The following is a 16,262-nucleotide window of genomic DNA, read 5'->3' as shown; positions in this document are numbered from 1 at the left end:
GAGTCCCTGCGGTCAGCCGCGGGGACGCATCGGGACCCGGACGCCACGCTCGGCGGCCACCTCGTCGGCGCGGTCGTAGCCGGCGTCGACATGGCGGATCACGCCCATGGCGGGGTCGTTGGTGAGCAGCCGCTCGAGCTTCTCCGCGGCCAGGTCGGTGCCGTCGGCCAGGCCGACCTGGCCAGCGTGGATGGAGCGGCCCATGCCGACTCCGCCGCCGTGGTGGATGGAGACCCAGGTGGCGCCGGAGCTGGTGGAGGTGAGCGCGTTGAGCAGCGGCCAGTCCGCGACGGCGTCCGACCCGTCGGCCATGGCCTCGGTCTCCCGGTACGGGGAGGCCACGGAGCCGGAGTCGAGGTGGTCACGGCCGATCACGATCGGCGCGGAGACTCTGCCCTCGGCGACGAGGCGGTTGAAGAGCAGGCCGGCCTGGTGGCGTTCGCCGTAGCCGAGCCAGCAGATGCGTGCTGGCAGGCCCTCGAACTCCACGTGTTTCTGTGCGGCGTCGATCCAGCGGTGCAGGTGCTCGTTCTCCGGGAAGAGCTCCTTGATGGCCTCGTCGGTGACCCGGATGTCCTCGGGGTCGCCGGAGAGCGCCACCCAGCGGAACGGCCCGAGGCCCTCGCAGAACAGCGGGCGGATGTAGGCCGGGACGAAGCCGGGGAACTCGAAGGCGCGCTCGTAGCCGGCGTGGCGGGCCTCGTCGCGGATGGAGTTGCCGTAGTCGAAGACCTCGGCGCCGTCGTCCTGGAAGCCGACCATCGCTTCGACCTGGCGGGCCATGGAGGCCTGGGACTTCTTGGTGAAGCCGACCGGGTCGGCCTCGGCCTCGGCGGCCCAGTCGCCCACCGTGTGCTCCACCGGCAGATAGGACAGGGGGTCATGGGCGGAGGTCTGGTCGGTGACGATGTCGACGCTGAGCTCTCCGGCACGGTGGCGGTGCAGCAGCTCCGGGAAGACGTCGGCGGCGTTGCCGACGTAGCCGACGGAGAGCGGACGGCGCTCCTGCTGCGCGGAGACGACCTTCGCCAGGGCCGCGTCCAGGTCTGTCTCGACGTCGTCCAGGTAGCGCTTGGCCTGACGGCGGCGCAGCCGGGTCTCGTCCACGTCGACGATGAGGCAGGAGCCCCCGTTGAGCGTCACGGCCAGCGGCTGGGCTCCGCCCATGCCGCCGCAGCCGCCGGTGACGGTGAGCGTGCCGGCGAGCGTCGGCTCGGTGATCCGGCCCTTGGCGTGCATCTTCTTCGCGACGGCGGAGAAAGTCTCGTAGGTGCCCTGCAGAATGCCCTGGGTCGCGATGTAGATCCAGGAGCCGGCGGTCATCTGGCCGTACATCATCAGGCCCTCGGCCTCGAGCCGGCGGAATTCGGGCCAGTTCGCCCAGTCGCCGACCAGGTTCGAGTTGGCCAGCAGCACCCGCGGCGCCCAGCGGTGGGTGCGCAGGACTCCCACAGGCTTGCCGGACTGGACCAGCAGGGTCTCGTCCTCCTCGAGGTCGGCCAGAGTGGAGACGATGGCGTCATAGGCCTCCCAGCTGCGGGCGGCGCGACCGGTGCCTCCGTAGACGACCAGATCTTCGGGGCGCTCGGCGACCTCGGGGTCGAGGTTGTTCATCAGCATGCGCAGCGGTGCTTCGGTCTGCCAGCTCTTCGCGGTCAGCTCCGAGCCGCGGGCGGCACGGATCCGTCGGGTCGAGTCGTGGCGAGCGGTGGTCGCGTCGGTCATGATCAGCGATCCCTTTCTTCGAGGTGGATCTGAGGTGTGTGGTCCTGAGGTGTGTGGTCCTGGGCGGTGTGGTCCTGAGGTGTGTGATCCTCGGCGGCATGCAGGATGCCGCGAGCCTCCTGGGCGACCAGTCGGCCATGGTCAGCGGCACGCTGGGGACTCATCCGGTAGGAGGGGGCGACGATGGACAGCGCGGCCACGATGGCGCCGGCCCCGGGGCCGGTCTCTGCCGAGGTGGCCACGCGCACCGGCGCGGCGATGGCGGTCACGTCGGACTCGACGGCGTCCTCGACCACCACGTAGCCGGCCTCCGGCCCGTCCGTCGGGGCCTCGCCGCGCAGCACCGCGCCCACGGCGGTGCCGTCCAACGGGACGGTCCGGCCCACCCATGAGGTGTGGCGCACCGAATGGGTGCCCTCCTCCATGGCCAGGTAGATCCCGTGCCCGTCCCGAGCGCCCCGCAGATGCGGCACGCTGAGGTAGCAGGACTCTCCGGTGGCTTCGACGAGACGGCGCAGCGGGTCCGCGGCCAGCGACACCAGTGACTCCGAGCTGAGCGCCTGGGCGCCGAGCTGCATGATCCGCAGCCCGGGTCGGAACGTCCCGTCCGGGTCGCGGCGCACGAAGCCGGCTCCCTCCAAGGTCCGCAGCAGGCGCAGCGCGGTGGAGGAGGAGAGCTCGGTCCGGCGGGCCGCGTCGGTCAGCGGAAGGTCCCCGGCATCGCAGACGGCGGCCAGCAGCTCCAGCGCGCGGGCCACAGTGCGTGTCGACGGTTCAGCCATGCTGTGGGCATCTCCTCTTCTGTTCCCGGCCCGTGCGGCGGGCCTTGCCAAGACGGCGAGAGTGCGTTTCACTTATTGAAACGCGAATTTCAGCAGATGGCAACACCGGAAGGTTCAGTTCATGACATCGTCGAAGACAGCGGCATCGGGCAGGCTCCAGCAGGGCGGCCCCGCCAGGATCACCGTGGAGACAGGGCCGCTGCGCCCGGAGGATGTCGTCGCCGTCGCGCGGCATGGTGCCGACGTCGTGCTGGGGGAGAGTGCGGTCGGGGCCATGCGCCTCTCCCGCGGAGTGATCGAGTCCCTGGCTGAGGATCCGCTGCCGCACTATGGAGTCTCCACCGGGTTCGGTGCGCTCGCGATCAAGCAGATCCCGCCCCAGCGCCGGCGTCAGCTGCAGCGCTCGCTGGTCCGCTCCCACGCCGCCTCCTCCGGCGCGCCGGTGGACCGGGAGGTCATCCGCTCGCTGATGCTCAACCGGCTCTCCACGATGGCCACCGGCCGCACCGGGGTGCGGCCCGAGGTCGCCCAGCGGTACGCGGCGCTGCTCAACGCAGGGATCACTCCGGTGGTCGGGGAGTACGGCTCGCTGGGCTGCTCCGGAGACCTGGCGCCGCTGTCCCACTGCGCGCTCGCGGTGATGGGCGAGGGTGAGGTCTTCGACGCCGCCGGTGCCCGCCGGCCGGCCGCAGACGTGCTGGCTGAGGCCGGCGTCGACCCGATCGAGCTTCAGGAGAAGGAGGGCCTGGCGCTGATCAACGGCACGGACGGCATGCTCGGGATGCTGCTGATGGCCGTCACCGACCTGCGCAGACTCGTGCGCACCGCGGATGTCGCCACAGCCCTGACCGTCGAGGCGCTGCGCGGCACCGACGCCGTCTTCTCCGCGGACCTGCATACGCTGCGGCCCCAGCCGGGCCAGGCTGACTCCGCGGCGAACCTGCGCCGACTGCTGGCAGGCTCCGAGATGATCGCGGAGACCCGCGGCGGTGACCATCGGCAGACCCGAGTCCAGGACGCCTACTCGCTGCGCTGCGCCCCTCAGGTCCACGGTGCGGTCCGCTCCACGCTGTCGCATGCGGAGGCGGTGGCGGGCTACGAGCTCGCCTCGGCCATCGACAACCCGGTGGTGACCATCGACGGTCGGGTGGAGTCCAACGGAAACTTCCACGGCGCACCGGTGGGCTATGTGCTGGACTTCCTGGCGATCGCTGCGGCGGACTGCGCCTCGATGTCCGAACGGCGCACCGATCGGATGCTCGACACCTCCCGCAGCCACGGGCTGAATGCCTTCCTCGCTGATGACCCGGGGGTGGACTCCGGGCACATGATCGCCCAGTACACCCAGGCCGGCATCGTCTCGGAGATGAAGCGGCTGGCGGTGCCCGCCTCGGTGGACTCGATCCCCAGCTCCGCGATGCAGGAGGACCACGTCTCCATGGGCTGGGCGGCCGGGCTGAAGCTGCGCCGGGCCGTGGACGGCATCACCCGGGTGCTGGCGGTGGAGATCCTCACCGCGGCCCGCGGCCTGGACATGCGGGACGGTGGGGTGCTGGCGGCGCGCACCGCGCCGGCGGTCACCGCTGTGCGTCGGGCGGTGCGTTCACGGGTCGAGGGGCCGGGCACGGACCGGTATCTCGCCCCGGAGATCGAGGCGGTCGTCGCGCTGGTCCGCGACGGCGAGATCGTCGCCGCCGCGGACGAGGCGCTGGACGCTCCGCTGGTCTGACCCGGCTGGTCTGACCGGGGCCAGGGAGAGCGGGCTAGAGGCTCCGCTCGTCGGGCCCGTTGTAGGCGCTCAACGGGCGGATCAGCGCATTCTCGGCGCGCTGCTCCATGATGTGGGCCGTCCACCCGGTGATCCGGGAGGCGATGAACAGCGGGGTGAACATCTCGGTGTCGAAGCCCATGAGGTGGTACGTCGGGCCGGCGGGGTAGTCGAGGTTGGGCTTGATGCCCTTGGCCTCGTCCATCGCTGCTTCGAGCCCGTCGTAGAGGCCCATCAGCTCGCCCCGTCCGTAGTGGGCCACCATGGCGTCGAGGGCCTCCTTCATGGTCGGCACCCGGGAGTCGCCGTTCTTGTAGACCCGGTGGCCGAAGCCCATCACCTTCCGCTTCTCGACCAGAGCCTCCTCCATCCAGGCCTTGGCGCGGGTGGCCGCTTCGGCACGGGTCTCCTGCGGGTCGATGCCGATCTCCTCGAAGGTGTGCATCACCGCCTCGTTGGCGCCGCCGTGCAGCGGGCCCTTCAGCGCCCCGACCGCCGCGGTGACCGCGGAGTGGAGATCCGCCAGCGTGGAGGTGACCACACGTGCGGTGAAGGTGGAGGCGTTGAAGGAGTGCTCGGCGTAGAGCACCATCGAGACGCGGAACGCGTCGACCACCTCGGCGGCCTGCTCCTCGCCGAAGGTCATCCAGAGGAAGTTCTGCGAGTAGTCCAGGTCTTCGCGCGGTTCGACGACGTCGAGGCCGCGGCGGCGGCGCTGGTCATAGGCGACCACGGCGGGGAACGCGGCGAAGAGCTCCCGGGCCTTGGCCTGCTCCGCCTCGGGGGAGGAGTCCTCGGACTGCGGGTGGTTGGCCCCCAGGACCGAGACGGCCGTGCGTCCGACGTCCATCGGGTGGCAGTCGGTGGGCAGCAGGTCGATCGCGGCCTTCACCCGGGCGTCGAGCGCCCGGTGGGAGCGTTCGAAGGCGATGAACTCCGCCCGTTCGGACTCGGTGGGGAGATCGCCGGTCCAGAGCAGCAGGGCCACCTCCTCGAAGGACAGCTGGGCGGCCAGCTGCTGGACCGGATAGCCGCGGTAGAGCAGGGAGTTCGTCTCCGGATTCACCTTGGAGACCGCAGTGTGGTCGGCGATCACGCCGGCCAGTCCCTTGCGGACCTGTTCGGCGTCGTGGTTGTCAGACATCGGTGACCTCCTCGGGTCGGGTGTTGGGCTCGTTCCTGCGGTGCATCTCAGGCACCTCGAAGTTGAAGATGCCGGCGTCGAAGGAGTTGTATCCCGCATAGTCCACCAGCTCGTAGAGACGGGCGCGGGTCATCATCTGACTCACCGCTGCCTCCTGGGTGCCGTCGGCGGACAGGGTGTCCAGGGTCCGTTCGATGGCCCCCATGGCTGAACGCAGCGAGGTCACCGGGTAGATGACCATCGCGACGCCGACGGAGGCGAGCTGCTCGCGGGTGAACAGGGCGGACTTCCCGAACTCTGTCATGTTGGCCAGCACCGGGACGTCCACCGCGTCGCAGACCGTGGCGAATTCGCCGAGATCCTTCATCGCTTCGGGGAAGATGGCGTCCGCGCCGGCGTCGACGAGCGCCTTGGCTCGGTCGACGGCGGCGTCGAGGCCCTCGACGGCGCGCAGGTCGGTGCGGGCCATGATGAGGAAGTCCTCGTCACGGCGTCCCTGGGCGGCGGCCGCGATGCGCTGTGTGGCGGTCTGCAGATCCACCATGTTCTTGCCGTCGAGGTGTCCGCAGCGTTTGGGGTTGAACTGGTCCTCGATGTGGCAGCCGGCCAGGCCGGCGTCCTCGAGCTCCTGGACGGTGCGGGCCACGTTCATCGGCTCGCCGAAGCCGGTGTCGGCGTCGACCAGGGCGGGAAGGTCCGTGGCTCGGGCGATCTGCCCGGCCCGCTGCGTGATCTCGGTCAGGGTGGTCAGGCCGACGTCGGGAAGGCCGAGCTCGTTGGCCAGCACCGCACCGGAGATGTAGATGCCGTCGAAGCCCTTCTCCTCGATCAGCGGGGCCGAGAGCGGGGTGAAGGTTCCCGGGAACTGGCGGGCCGCCCCGGGGACGAGCATCTCGCGCAGTGCCCGGCGCTTCTGCTGGGGCGTGGTGGTCGAGTACAACATCTCAGAAGAGTCCTTTCGGCCCGGCGGTGGGATCGATGACGCCCTCGGCGGCCTGGACGTTGAGCTGGCCCAGCTCACCGGCCGGCAGCGACTCCAGTCCCTGGACGACGTCGAGGAAGCGCTCGATCTCCTGCTCGGCGATGATGCCGGCGGCCAGGGAGCGGAATTTCCCGATGTACTGCTCGCGGGCGAAGGGGCGGGCGCCCAGCGGATGGGCGTCGGCCACGGCGATCTCGTCGGTGATGGTGCGTCCGTCGGTCAGCCGGATCTCCACGGAGCCGCCGAAGGCTTTCTCGGCGATGTCCAGCGAGTGGTACCGGCGGGTCCACTCCCGGTCCTCCTCGGTGGTGACCTTGTGCCACAGCGCCACGGTGTCCTCGCGTGCGGCACGCTCCGGGGCATAGGAGTCCACGTGGTGCCAGGATCCGTCCTGCAGCGCGACGGTGAAGATGTAGGGGATCGAGTGGTCCAGCGTCTCGCGGGAGGCGGTGGGGTCGTATTTCTGCGGGTCGTTGGCCCCGGAGCCGATCACGTAGTGCGTGTGGTGGCTGGTGCGGATCAGCACCGACTCCACCTGACGGGGATCCGTGACCTCGGGGTGCTCCTGGTGCAGCTTCCGTGCCAGATCGATCCACGCCTGGGCCTGGTACTCGGCGGAGTGCTCCTTGGTGTAGGTGTCCAGGATCGCCCGCTTGGACTCGCCGGTGGCCGGCAGCGGCACCTCGTAGGAGGCGTCGGGGCCGTCGAGCATCCAGGCGATGACGCCGTCCTCGCCTTCGTAGATCGGCACCGGGGAGGTCTGGCCGCGCATCGCCCGGTCCACAGCTTCGACGGCCATCTTCCCGGCGAAGGCCGGGGCATGGGCCTTCCAGGTGGAGATCTCCCCCTTGCGGGACTGTCGGGTCGCGGTGGTGGTGTGCAGCGCCTGTCCCACGGCCTGGAAGATCGTCTCGGTGTCGAGGCCCAGGAGTGTGCCCAGGCCCGCGGCCGCGGAGGGACCCAGATGAGCGACGTGGTCGATCTTGTGCTGGTGCAGACAGATGGCCTTGACCAGGTCCACCTGGATCTCATAGCCGGTGGCGATGCCGCGGATCAGCTGGGCTCCGGAGCGGCCGGTGTGCTGGGCCACGGCGAGCAGGGCCGGGATGTTGTCGCCCGGGTGCGAGTAGTCGGCGGCCAGGAAGGTGTCGTGGTAGTCGAGCTCGCGGACGGCCACCCCGTTGGCCCAGGTGGCCCATTCGGGACTGGACTTCTCCGCGATGCCGAAGATGGACGCTCCGGAACCCGAGGCGGAGACCGGGTGGTCCAGGGCCTGGGCGCGGGCGGCGACGATCGGGGCGCGGTTCAACGAGGCCACGGCCACCGAGGCGTTGTCGATGATGCGGTTGATCACCATGTCGGTGACCTCGGGATCCACGGACACGGGGTCCGCGGCGACCTGGGCGATCCTCCAGGCCAGCTGCTCCTCGCGGGGCAGGTTCTCCTCGCTGCGGCGGACCCTCACGTGGTGGGTGATCATGTGTCGGTGTTCCTCTCAGGACAGGGGTTTCTCAGGGTCTGGTCTTCGGGCCGTCCGCCGATGCGGCGGAACGGTCGGTGATGTAGGCGAGGCTGCGGCGCAGATGGATGAGCATCGCCGCGGCGGCGGTCTCACCGTCCGCCGAGGCGATGGCGGTGCAGACCGTACGATGCTCGCGGGCCGACTCGACCAGGCGGGCCGGCTCGTCGCGGGCCAGACGGCGGACCCGTACCAGGTGGACGCGCAGGCCTCGCAGCGTGCCGGTCAGATAGGAGTTGTCCACGGCCTCGGCGATGGCCTCATCGAGCTCCTCGGCGAGGTCGTAGCACCGGGCCTCCTGGTCCTCGCGTCCTGCCCCGTCCGGAGCGGCCAGGGCCTCTTCGACCTGGGAGAAGCGTTCGGCCAGAGCCGTGAACCGCTCCGCGTCGCCGCGCTGCGCGGCCAGCCGAGCAGCCTGGACCTCCAGGGGCAGGCGAAGCTCGAAGAGCAGGTCCACGTCGTCCAGGGAGACAGAGCTGACCACCGTGCCGCGGCCCTGGGTCTGATCGGCCAGGCCGTCCGCGGTGAGCCGGGAGAGCGCCTCGCGCAGCGGCGTGCGGGAGACGCCGAGCCGTTCGGCCTGCTCGACCTCGCCGAGCAGCGTCCCCGCCGCGAGGGTCCCCTCGAGGATCTCGTTCCGCAGCCTCTGATAGGCGCGATCACTGGCACGCATACCAGCAGTGTATACAACGAGAGGGTGTAAGCACGAGACCCAGGGGTGAAGTCGCGTAGAACGACAATCTCTGTATACAGAACTCTTTACCTGCTGTGAGCTGCGTCATACCCTGGGGAAGGGTGGGGTGCGAGCCGCCGCCGGGTGACCAGGACAGGGCCGATCAGGGCAGCACTAGGAGGACCGATATGGGTGCCGAGCACACGCTGCGCGGAGAGTACCGAAAGATCCACGAGCATTCCCTGCGCGATCGGGAGGACTTCTGGCTTCACGCCGCGCAGTGCGTGGACTGGGACCGTAGCCCGGATCGTGCCGTGGACGACTCTGCGGCCCCGATCTATCGATGGTTCCCCGACGCCCGGCTGAGCCTCAGCCGCAACTGTCTGGATCGGCACCTCGAGGCCGGTCGCGGCGGAGACATCGCCCTCATCCATGACTCGGCGGTCACCGGGAGGGTGCGGCGCTACACCTACGCCGAGCTCACCGAGGAGGTCGCCCGCTGTGCCGGCATGCTCGCCGAGCTGGGAGTCGGCCGAGGAGACCGGGTCATCATCTACCTCCCCATGATCCCGCAGGCTCCCATCGCGATGCTCGCCTGCGCCCGGCTCGGCGCCGTCCACTCGGTGGTCTTCGGCGGGTTCGCCGCCGCCGAGCTCGCCTCACGCATCGACGACGCGACCCCCGACGTCGTGCTCACCGCCTCCGGAGGCATCGAGCCCTCCCGGCGGGTGGAGTATCTGCCCACCGTCGCGGAGGCCGTCGCGCTGGCCCGACATCCGGTCCGTGAGGTGGTCGTCCAGCATCGCGGGGGCTTCGCGCATGACATCGAGGACGTCGCCGCGGACTCCGCGGCCCGCTGGCAGGACTGGGGCCTGCTCATCGACCAGGCGCCTCCCGCGGGCCCGGTCTCGGTACCAGCCACGGATCCGCTCTACGTGCTCTACACCTCCGGGACCACAGGGCGCCCCAAGGGCGTGGTCCGGGACCAGGGCGGCACCGCCGTGGCGCTCAGCTGGTCGATGGCCGCGGTCTTCGACATCGGGCCGGGCCAGACGATGCTCACCGCCTCCGACGTCGGTTGGGTGGTCGGCCATTCCTACATCGTCTACGGGCCGCTGCTGGTGGGGGCGACCACCGTCCTCTACGAGGGCAAGCCGGTGGGGACCCCCGACGCCGGGGTGTTCTGGCGGATGGTCGCCGAGCACGGCGTCAGCGCGCTCTTCACGGCACCGACGGCGCTGCGCGCCATCCGCAAGGCCGATCCCGAGGCGGCGCTGGTGGGTGAGCATGACATCTCGTCCCTGAAGCACCTCTTCGCCGCCGGGGAGCGGCTGGATCCCGAGACCCAGCGCTGGATCGGTCAGGCTCTCGCAGTGCCGGTGATCGACAACTGGTGGCAGACCGAGACTGGCTGGCCGATCGCGGCGAACCCGGTGGGGATCGAGGCACTGCCGGTCAAGGAAGGGTCGGCGACCGTGCCGATGGCCGGGTACGACGTCGTCGTGCTGGACCCCCTCGGCGAGGAGCTCCCGGCTGGCCAGGAGGGCAACATCGCCCTGCGGCTGCCGCTGCCGCCGGGGACCCTGCCCACCCTATGGGGCGATGACCAGCGCTACATCGATTCGTACCTCTCCGTCTTTCCGGGCTTCTACACCACCGGGGACTCCGGCTTCCTGGACGAGGACGGCTATCTGTTCGTCATGGGCCGCACCGACGACGTCATCAACGTCGCGGGGCACCGGCTCTCCACGGGGGCGATCGAAGCCGTGGTGGCTGCCCATCCGGCGGTGGCCGAGTGTGCCGTCATCGGTCTGGCCGACGAGCTCAAGGGGCAGCGTGCCGGAGGCTACGTGGTGCTCAAGTCCGGCCATGACGTCGACGTCGAGGTCCTGCGGGAGGAGCTCACCTCTCTGGTGCGCCGCACCATCGGCCCGGTGGCCGGCTTCAAGGACGTCGCCGTGGTGCCCGCGCTGCCCAAGACCCGTTCCGGGAAGATCCTGCGCAAGACCATGCGGCAGATCGCCGACGGCCAGGAACACCGGGTGCCTTCCACCATCGAGGACCTCTCGGTGCTCGAGGAGCTCATCCCGGTGCTGAGACGAAGCCGCTGAGCTCCCGGCGGCCCGTCCTTCAATCTCGGGATGAACAGTCAGCGTGTGGTCGGCGCCGGGTCGGGGGTAGTCTGGTCGGGTTCTGCCCGCCCGCGGCGCCTGATGCGCGGCGTGACAGGTGACGACACACGAGACGACGGCGCGACGGAGAAGCGAGGGAGTCAGTGAGCAACGACCAGCCGACCGAGCTCTTCACCATCCACGGTGAAGCGATCATCGGCCCCACCGGCCGTCCCAAGCACGAGTTCGCCGTCCCCGACCCCCTGCAGAGCACCGGACCGGCCCGCACCATCGCGATGGTCAACCAGAAGGGCGGGGTGGGCAAGACCACCTCCGCGATCAACTTGGGTGCGGCGCTCGCCGAGTACGGCCGCAGGGTCCTCATGGTCGACTTCGACCCCCAGGGCGCCCTCTCGGCCGGCCTGGGCACCAGCCCGCACGAGCTGGAGACCTCGGTCTACAACGTGATGATGGAACGTGACGTCACCGCCCGAGACGCCATCCTCACCACCCATGTACCCGGGGTCGATCTGCTGCCGGCCAACATCGACCTCTCGGCCGCCGAAGTGCAGCTGGTCAACGAGGTCGCCCGGGAGCAGGTGCTGGAGCGCGCGCTTCGGCCCGTCCGCGACGACTACGACGTCATCATCATCGACTGCCAGCCCTCGTTGGGTCTGCTGACCGTCAACGCGCTCACCGCCGCCCACGGGGTCATCATCCCGCTGGTGGCCGAGTTCTTCGCGCTGCGCGCGGTCGCGCTGCTGGTGGACACCATCGAGAAGGTCCAGGATCGGCTCAACCCGGACCTGGAGATCGACGGGGTGGTGGCCACCATGGTCGACACCCGCACGCTGCACAGCCGCGAGGTGATCTCACGCATCGTGGAGGCCTTCGGGGACAAGGTCTTCGAGACCGTCATCAAACGCACCGTGAAGTTCCCGGACGCCACGGTCGCCGCCGAGCCGATCACCACCTACGCCTATAAGCACGAGGGCGCCAAGGCCTACCGTCAGCTGGCCCGGGAGCTTGTGGCCCGCGGCGGAGCGCCCTGACCCCTCCGGAGCCTCCCGTGAGCGAGTTCGCTGCCGACACTGTCGCTGAGACCGCCGCCGAGGTCGAGGGAACCAGCGGATTCACCGTGAGCCTGGAGAACTTCGACGGGCCCTTCGACCTGCTGCTCGGGCTGATCGCCAAGCGTCAGATGGACGTCACGGCGGTGGCGCTGGCCGCCGTCACCGACGAGTTCGTCGCCTACGTGCGTCGGCTCTCCGCCGAGGCGGGCGCCGAAGAGGGGTACTTCAGCCCTCAGGCCCTCGACGAGTCGTCGAACTTCATCCTGGTGGCAGCCACCCTGCTGGACCTCAAGGCCGCTCAGCTGCTGCCCAGCGGCGAGGTCGAGTCCGAGGAGGACATCGCCGCCCTGGAGGCCCGGGACCTGCTCTTCGCTCGGCTGCTGCAGTACCGGGCGTTCAAGGAGATCGCCTCCCAGGTGCAGGCCACCTTCGACGAGAACTCCGGACGTCACCCCCGCCAGCCCGGCACCGACCCCCAGCTGGCCGGCCTGCTGCCGGAGCTGGTCTGGCGCACCTCGCCGGAGGATCTGCGCGCCATCGCGGAGAAGGCCTTCGCCCGGCCCGCCATGGAGCCCGACGACGTCCGCCTGGAGCATCTGCACGCCCCCGTGGTCACCGTCCGCGAGGAGATGGCCACGATGACCGTCAGGCTGCGCGACACCGGCACGCTGACCTTTTCGGAGCTCGTCCGTGACGCGGAGAGCCGACTGGTCGTCGTCGTCCGGTTCCTGGGTCTTCTGGAGCTCTTCCGGGACCGCGATGTCGAGCTGCGCCAGTACTCTCCCCTCGGGGAGCTGACCGTGAGCTGGGCCGGATCCGATCAGGGTGAGACGGAGGCGGCCGAGCGCGCCGCGGCCGAATGGGATGACGAGCTGGAGGAGCACGATGGCTGAACCGGAGGAGCAGCAGGCGCCGGCGCTGGAGTCGGCGGAGGGCGTGCAGCTGGTCGCCCACGAGGACTTCCTGGGAGCCGTGGAGGCGGTCCTCATGGTGGCCGAGGAGCCGGTGACCCCAGCGGAGCTCTCCGCCGCGGTGAAGATCCCCGAGCACCAGGTGGTCTCGCTCCTCGACGAGCTGCGAGCAGAGGCCGACGGCGCCGGCGGAGGCCGCCGCCGCGGCTTCGAGCTGCGCGAGGTCGCCGGCGGACATCGCTATTACTCACGGATGGACTACGCCGACCAGGTCTCGGCCTTCGTGCTGGGAGGGCAGACCGCGCGGCTGTCCCAGGCGGCGCTGGAGACCCTGGCGATCATCGCCTATCGGCAGCCGGTGGCGCGCTCGCAGGTGGCGGCCATCCGCGGGGTTAACGTGGACGGAGTGGTGCGCACCCTGGTCCACCGCGGCCTGGTGGACACCGCCGGGGCGGACCCGGTCACCGGCGCCACGCTGTATACGACCACCCGGACGTTCCTGGAGAAGCTGGGGGTGGGCTCACTCGAGGAGCTGCCCCGGCTGTCACCCCATCTGCCGGGAGTGGAGGCGGCCGAGGGGCACGGTGAGGACGGCTGAGCCGTGGGTCGGTCCGGTTTGCGCGCGCCCGTAGAATGGAGCTCATGACTTCTTCCGGGAAGCGCCCTGAAGCGCCCAGAGAGCCGCGCGCGGTGCGGGCCCCTCGCACACCTCGGGCAGGGGAGTCCGGCGGGCCCTTCTCCGACGAGAACCCGCAGCGTCTGATCTCCGGACGGCCCCGGCGCGACAAGCCGCGGCTGAGCGAGGCCGAGGAAAACTTCACCGCTGTCCATGACCCTGCTGGGGTGCGCCTGCAGAAGGTCCTCGCTCAGGCGGGAGTCGCCTCACGACGCGTCTGTGAGGACCTCATCGCCGAAGGGCGCGTGCAGCTGAACGGACTGGTCGTCGTCGAGCCCGGCGTGCGGGTGGTCCCGGATCGGGTGACCATCCACGTGGACGGCGTGCGGCTGAGCCTTGACGTGGAACATCGCTACGTGATGTTCAACAAGCCGGCAGGCGTGGTCACCACCATGGACGACCCGCAGGGCCGCCGCAGCATCGGCGACTACCTGGACCCCGAGATGATCGCCGCCCGACTGGTGCACGTGGGCCGGCTCGACCGGGAGACCGAAGGTCTGCTGCTGCTCACCAATGACGGCGAGCTGGCACACCGCCTGACCCACCCCTCCTACGAGGTCCCCAAGACCTACCTGGTGGAGGTCTCCGGGCGCGTCCCGAAGTCCCTGAGCCGCACGCTCCTGGACGGAATCACTCTCGAGGACGGCCCGATCGCCGTCGACTCCTGCCGTCAGCTGGGCAGCGCCCAGGGACGCAGCATGGTGGAGGTGACCCTGCACTCCGGCCGGAACAGGATCGTGCGGCGGATCTTCGACCACGTCGGCCACCCCGTCACACGCCTGGTGCGCACCGCGATCGGAGCGATCACCATCGGCGACCAGCCGCAGGGTTCGGTCCGGGACCTGGGCAAGCAGGAGCTGGGTCACCTGCTGGACCTGACCAGCGCCGCACCGGACGGCACCAGCGCAGAAGGCACCACTCAGGGCGATGACAGCACTCACCGGGGAGGACATCGGTGAACCCGCTGAGCACCGCACCGGACGCCGGCCGTCAGAGGCCCCGGGTGCTCGTCCGCGGCACCGGACTGCTCGGCGCCAGCATCGGGATCCGGCTCAGCGCCGACGGCCACGCGGTCCAGCTCTCCGACCCCTCCGGGACGGCCGAGTCCATCGCTCGTGACATCGGCGCCGGTCAGATACGCGAAGCCGGCGATCCCGACCCGGAGATCGTCGTCGTCGCCGCCCCGCCGGAGGTCACCGCCGCCGAGGCGGCGGACGCGCTGGTGGAGTTCCCCGAGTCGGTCGTGCTCGACGTCGCCTCGGTCAAGGCCGAGGTGCTGCGTCAGCTGCGTGAGCTCGCGCTGAGCCCAGGCCATGACCTCAGCCCGGCTGACCTCACCCGCTACGTGGGCACCCATCCGATGGCCGGGCGCGAACAGTCCGGCCCGGTGGCCGCCCGCGGTGAGCTGTTCACCTCCATGCCGTGGGTCATCACACCCGCCCACGATCCCGCCACAGGCGAGCAGATCCCCTCCCCGTCCGCCGTGGCGTGGGCTGAGGAGATCGCCCGCCGCTGCGGCGCCACGGTGCACTACATGGACCCGCAGGAGCATGACGCCTCGGTGGCGCTGATCTCCCATCTGCCGCAGATCGCCGCCTCGCTGATCGCCTCGCGACTGCAGGACGCGCCAACCTCCGCGCTGGCGCTGGCCGGCAACGGGCTGCGCGACGTCACCCGTATCGCCGCCTCGGATCCCAACCTGTGGGTGCAGATCCTCGCGGCCAACGCCGCGCCGGTGGTGGAGATCCTCCACGGCCTGCGCGACGACGTCGTCCGGCTGATCCGCACCCTGGAGGACCCTCGGGCCCCAGGCAGGCAGGCCGACATCGCCCAGCTGATCTCCGAAGGAAACTCCGGCAGAGCGCGGGTGCCGGGCAAACACGGCGCCCCGCCTCAGTCCTTCGCCCGCCTCATCGTCATCGTGGACGACCGTCCAGGTCAGATCGCCGCGGTGCTCAACGATGTGGCGAAGGTGGGCGTCAACGTGGAAGACATGCGCATGGACCACTCGGCCGGCCATCAGGTCGGTATGGTGGAGCTGTCCGTGCTGCCCGGCCGGTGCGAAGAGCTGGCCGAGGCGCTGACCGAACTCGGATGGAAGGTGGTCCAATCATGACTGCAGGCGCGGCCGACCGCACCGTCACCAGTGCGTCAGACCCGCTCGCGGAGGACCACCCGACGGACCAGTCGCACGCCCACCAGGCCAGGCGGCTAGTCGTCGCCGTCGACGGACCCTCGGGTTCCGGAAAATCCAGCGTGTGCCGGGCCGCCGCCAGGCGGCTCCGCGCGGCCTACCTGGACACGGGGGCGATGTACCGGGCGGCGACCTGGTACTGCCTGGACCGCGGGGTCGACCTGGACGACGAGGGCGCCGTCGCACTCGCCGTCGAAGACCTGCCCCTGTCCCTGTCCACGGACCCGGACCACCAGACGGTGACGGTCGGTCAAGCTGACGTCACCGAGGCGATTCGGGAGGCCCGGATCTCCGAGCGTGTTTCGGCGATCGCCACCAACCGTGAGGCTCGGGCCCTGCTGGTCGCCGCCCAGCGGAGGCTCGTCGACGAAGCCGGGTTCGTCGTCGCCGAAGGGCGGGACATCACCACCGTGGTGGCCCCTGACGCGCAGGTGCGGGTGCTCCTCACGGCGTCGGCCGAGGTCCGGCTGGCGCGCCGAGGGCTGCAGATGGGCGGCACCCAGTCCACCGAGGCCCTGCAGCGCCAGGTGCTGGCCAGGGACGCCAAGGACTCCACCGCGGTGAACTTCACCGAGGCGGCTGACGGGGTCGCCGTGCTGGACTCTTCCGACCTGACCTTCGAAGAGACCGTGGACGCGCTGGTCTCCCGTGTGGAGTCCGTACGCTGAGCCGGCATCCGGCGACGGCCTTCGACGCCGCACCTG

At 70.2% G+C, this 16,262-nt stretch carries 14 protein-coding genes; 8 read left to right on the top strand and 6 right to left on the bottom strand.

Annotated elements, in window-relative coordinates; translation table 11 throughout:
* Positions 1 to 12: 12 nt before the first annotated feature.
* Together HNR09_RS00780 and HNR09_RS00775 are read right to left on the bottom strand one after the other, a co-directional pair.
* Positions 13 to 1,725, bottom strand: coding sequence for a urocanate hydratase (locus tag HNR09_RS00780; RefSeq protein ID WP_179540315.1), 1,713 nt, complete (start codon positions 1,723 to 1,725; stop codon positions 13 to 15).
* Between the two features lie 2 nt (positions 1,726 to 1,727).
* Entirely contained in the window at positions 1,728 to 2,507 is a 780-nt protein-coding gene (locus tag HNR09_RS00775) for an IclR family transcriptional regulator (RefSeq protein WP_179540314.1), read from the bottom strand.
* A 121-nt stretch (positions 2,508 to 2,628) separates the two neighbouring features.
* On the opposite strand from HNR09_RS00775, the gene hutH reads away from it, so the two are divergent.
* Complete coding sequence (gene hutH / locus HNR09_RS00770; protein ID WP_179540313.1) at positions 2,629 to 4,236, top strand: histidine ammonia-lyase; 1,608 nt, start codon at positions 2,629 to 2,631, stop codon at positions 4,234 to 4,236.
* A gap of 34 nt (positions 4,237 to 4,270) precedes the next feature.
* Here hutH and HNR09_RS00765 read toward each other — a convergent pair whose 3' ends face one another.
* From HNR09_RS00765 to HNR09_RS00750, 4 genes are read right to left on the bottom strand one after another with little or no spacing between them, the layout of a single operon-like run.
* Entirely contained in the window at positions 4,271 to 5,419 is a 1,149-nt protein-coding gene (locus HNR09_RS00765; protein WP_179540312.1) for a bifunctional 2-methylcitrate synthase/citrate synthase, read from the bottom strand.
* Positions 5,412 to 6,362: a methylisocitrate lyase gene (prpB, locus tag HNR09_RS00760; RefSeq protein WP_179540311.1), complete on the bottom strand. Its 951-nt coding sequence runs from the start codon at positions 6,360 to 6,362 to the stop codon at positions 5,412 to 5,414. Before prpB ends, HNR09_RS00765 begins: the two co-directional genes overlap by 8 nt.
* Before the next feature lies 1 nt (position 6,363).
* Positions 6,364 to 7,881, bottom strand: coding sequence for an MmgE/PrpD family protein (locus HNR09_RS00755; RefSeq protein ID WP_179540310.1), 1,518 nt, complete (start codon positions 7,879 to 7,881; stop codon positions 6,364 to 6,366).
* Between the two features lie 31 nt (positions 7,882 to 7,912).
* Complete coding sequence (locus tag HNR09_RS00750; protein WP_179540309.1) at positions 7,913 to 8,593, bottom strand: GntR family transcriptional regulator; 681 nt, start codon at positions 8,591 to 8,593, stop codon at positions 7,913 to 7,915.
* Between the two features lie 188 nt (positions 8,594 to 8,781).
* Between HNR09_RS00750 and HNR09_RS00745 the strand changes: the two genes are divergently transcribed.
* The 7 genes from HNR09_RS00745 (at position 8,782) to cmk (ending at position 16,226) form a co-directional block, all read left to right on the top strand.
* A complete protein-coding gene (locus HNR09_RS00745) occupies positions 8,782 to 10,704 on the top strand; it encodes an AMP-binding protein (protein ID WP_179540308.1) in 1,923 nt (640 codons plus the stop codon).
* 164 nt (positions 10,705 to 10,868) lie between these two features.
* The gene (locus HNR09_RS00740; RefSeq protein ID WP_179540307.1) at positions 10,869 to 11,756 is read left to right on the top strand and encodes an AAA family ATPase; all 888 of its coding nucleotides are present in this window, start codon (positions 10,869 to 10,871) and stop codon (positions 11,754 to 11,756) included.
* 17 nt (positions 11,757 to 11,773) lie between these two features.
* Entirely contained in the window at positions 11,774 to 12,670 is an 897-nt protein-coding gene (locus HNR09_RS00735) for a segregation and condensation protein A (RefSeq protein ID WP_343047392.1), read from the top strand.
* Entirely contained in the window at positions 12,663 to 13,286 is a 624-nt protein-coding gene (gene scpB, locus HNR09_RS00730) for an SMC-Scp complex subunit ScpB (protein WP_179540306.1), read from the top strand. Before HNR09_RS00735 ends, scpB begins: the two co-directional genes overlap by 8 nt.
* Before the next feature lie 44 nt (positions 13,287 to 13,330).
* Entirely contained in the window at positions 13,331 to 14,323 is a 993-nt protein-coding gene (locus tag HNR09_RS00725) for a pseudouridine synthase (RefSeq protein ID WP_246348673.1), read from the top strand.
* Positions 14,320 to 15,480 carry a prephenate dehydrogenase gene (locus HNR09_RS00720; RefSeq protein ID WP_179540304.1) on the top strand — a complete coding sequence of 387 codons (1,161 nt, stop codon included), beginning with the start codon at positions 14,320 to 14,322 and terminating at the stop codon, positions 15,478 to 15,480. Before HNR09_RS00725 ends, HNR09_RS00720 begins: the two co-directional genes overlap by 4 nt.
* A complete protein-coding gene (cmk, locus tag HNR09_RS00715) occupies positions 15,477 to 16,226 on the top strand; it encodes a (d)CMP kinase (protein WP_179540303.1) in 750 nt (249 codons plus the stop codon). The genes HNR09_RS00720 and cmk overlap by 4 nt, the downstream gene beginning before the upstream one ends.
* The last annotated feature ends 36 nt before the right edge of the window (positions 16,227 to 16,262 follow it).

It is taken from the genome of Nesterenkonia xinjiangensis (assembly GCF_013410745.1).
Classification (GTDB): domain Bacteria; phylum Actinomycetota; class Actinomycetes; order Actinomycetales; family Micrococcaceae; genus Nesterenkonia; species Nesterenkonia xinjiangensis.
The sequence above is the reverse complement of the archived record's forward strand: the minus strand, read 5'-3'. Positions and strand labels throughout refer to the sequence as shown.

Bases quoted from the DNA above. Each gene is read 5' to 3' on its own strand.
- HNR09_RS00775 (WP_179540314.1), bottom strand. From the start codon at position 2,507: ATGGCTGAACCGTCGACACGCACTGTGGCCCGCGCGCTGGAGCTGCTG.
- hutH (WP_179540313.1), top strand. From the start codon at position 2,629: ATGACATCGTCGAAGACAGCGGCATCGGGCAGGCTCCAGCAGGGCGGC.
- HNR09_RS00765 (WP_179540312.1), bottom strand. From the start codon at position 5,419: ATGTCTGACAACCACGACGCCGAACAGGTCCGCAAGGGACTGGCCGGC.
- HNR09_RS00780 (WP_179540315.1), bottom strand. From the start codon at position 1,725: ATGACCGACGCGACCACCGCTCGCCACGACTCGACCCGACGGATCCGT.
- cmk (WP_179540303.1), top strand. From the start codon at position 15,477: ATGACTGCAGGCGCGGCCGACCGCACCGTCACCAGTGCGTCAGACCCG.
- HNR09_RS00755 (WP_179540310.1), bottom strand. From the start codon at position 7,881: ATGATCACCCACCACGTGAGGGTCCGCCGCAGCGAGGAGAACCTGCCC.
- scpB (WP_179540306.1), top strand. From the start codon at position 12,663: ATGGCTGAACCGGAGGAGCAGCAGGCGCCGGCGCTGGAGTCGGCGGAG.
- prpB (WP_179540311.1), bottom strand. From the start codon at position 6,362: ATGTTGTACTCGACCACCACGCCCCAGCAGAAGCGCCGGGCACTGCGC.
- HNR09_RS00750 (WP_179540309.1), bottom strand. From the start codon at position 8,593: ATGCGTGCCAGTGATCGCGCCTATCAGAGGCTGCGGAACGAGATCCTC.
- HNR09_RS00725 (WP_246348673.1), top strand. From the start codon at position 13,331: ATGACTTCTTCCGGGAAGCGCCCTGAAGCGCCCAGAGAGCCGCGCGCG.
- HNR09_RS00745 (WP_179540308.1), top strand. From the start codon at position 8,782: ATGGGTGCCGAGCACACGCTGCGCGGAGAGTACCGAAAGATCCACGAG.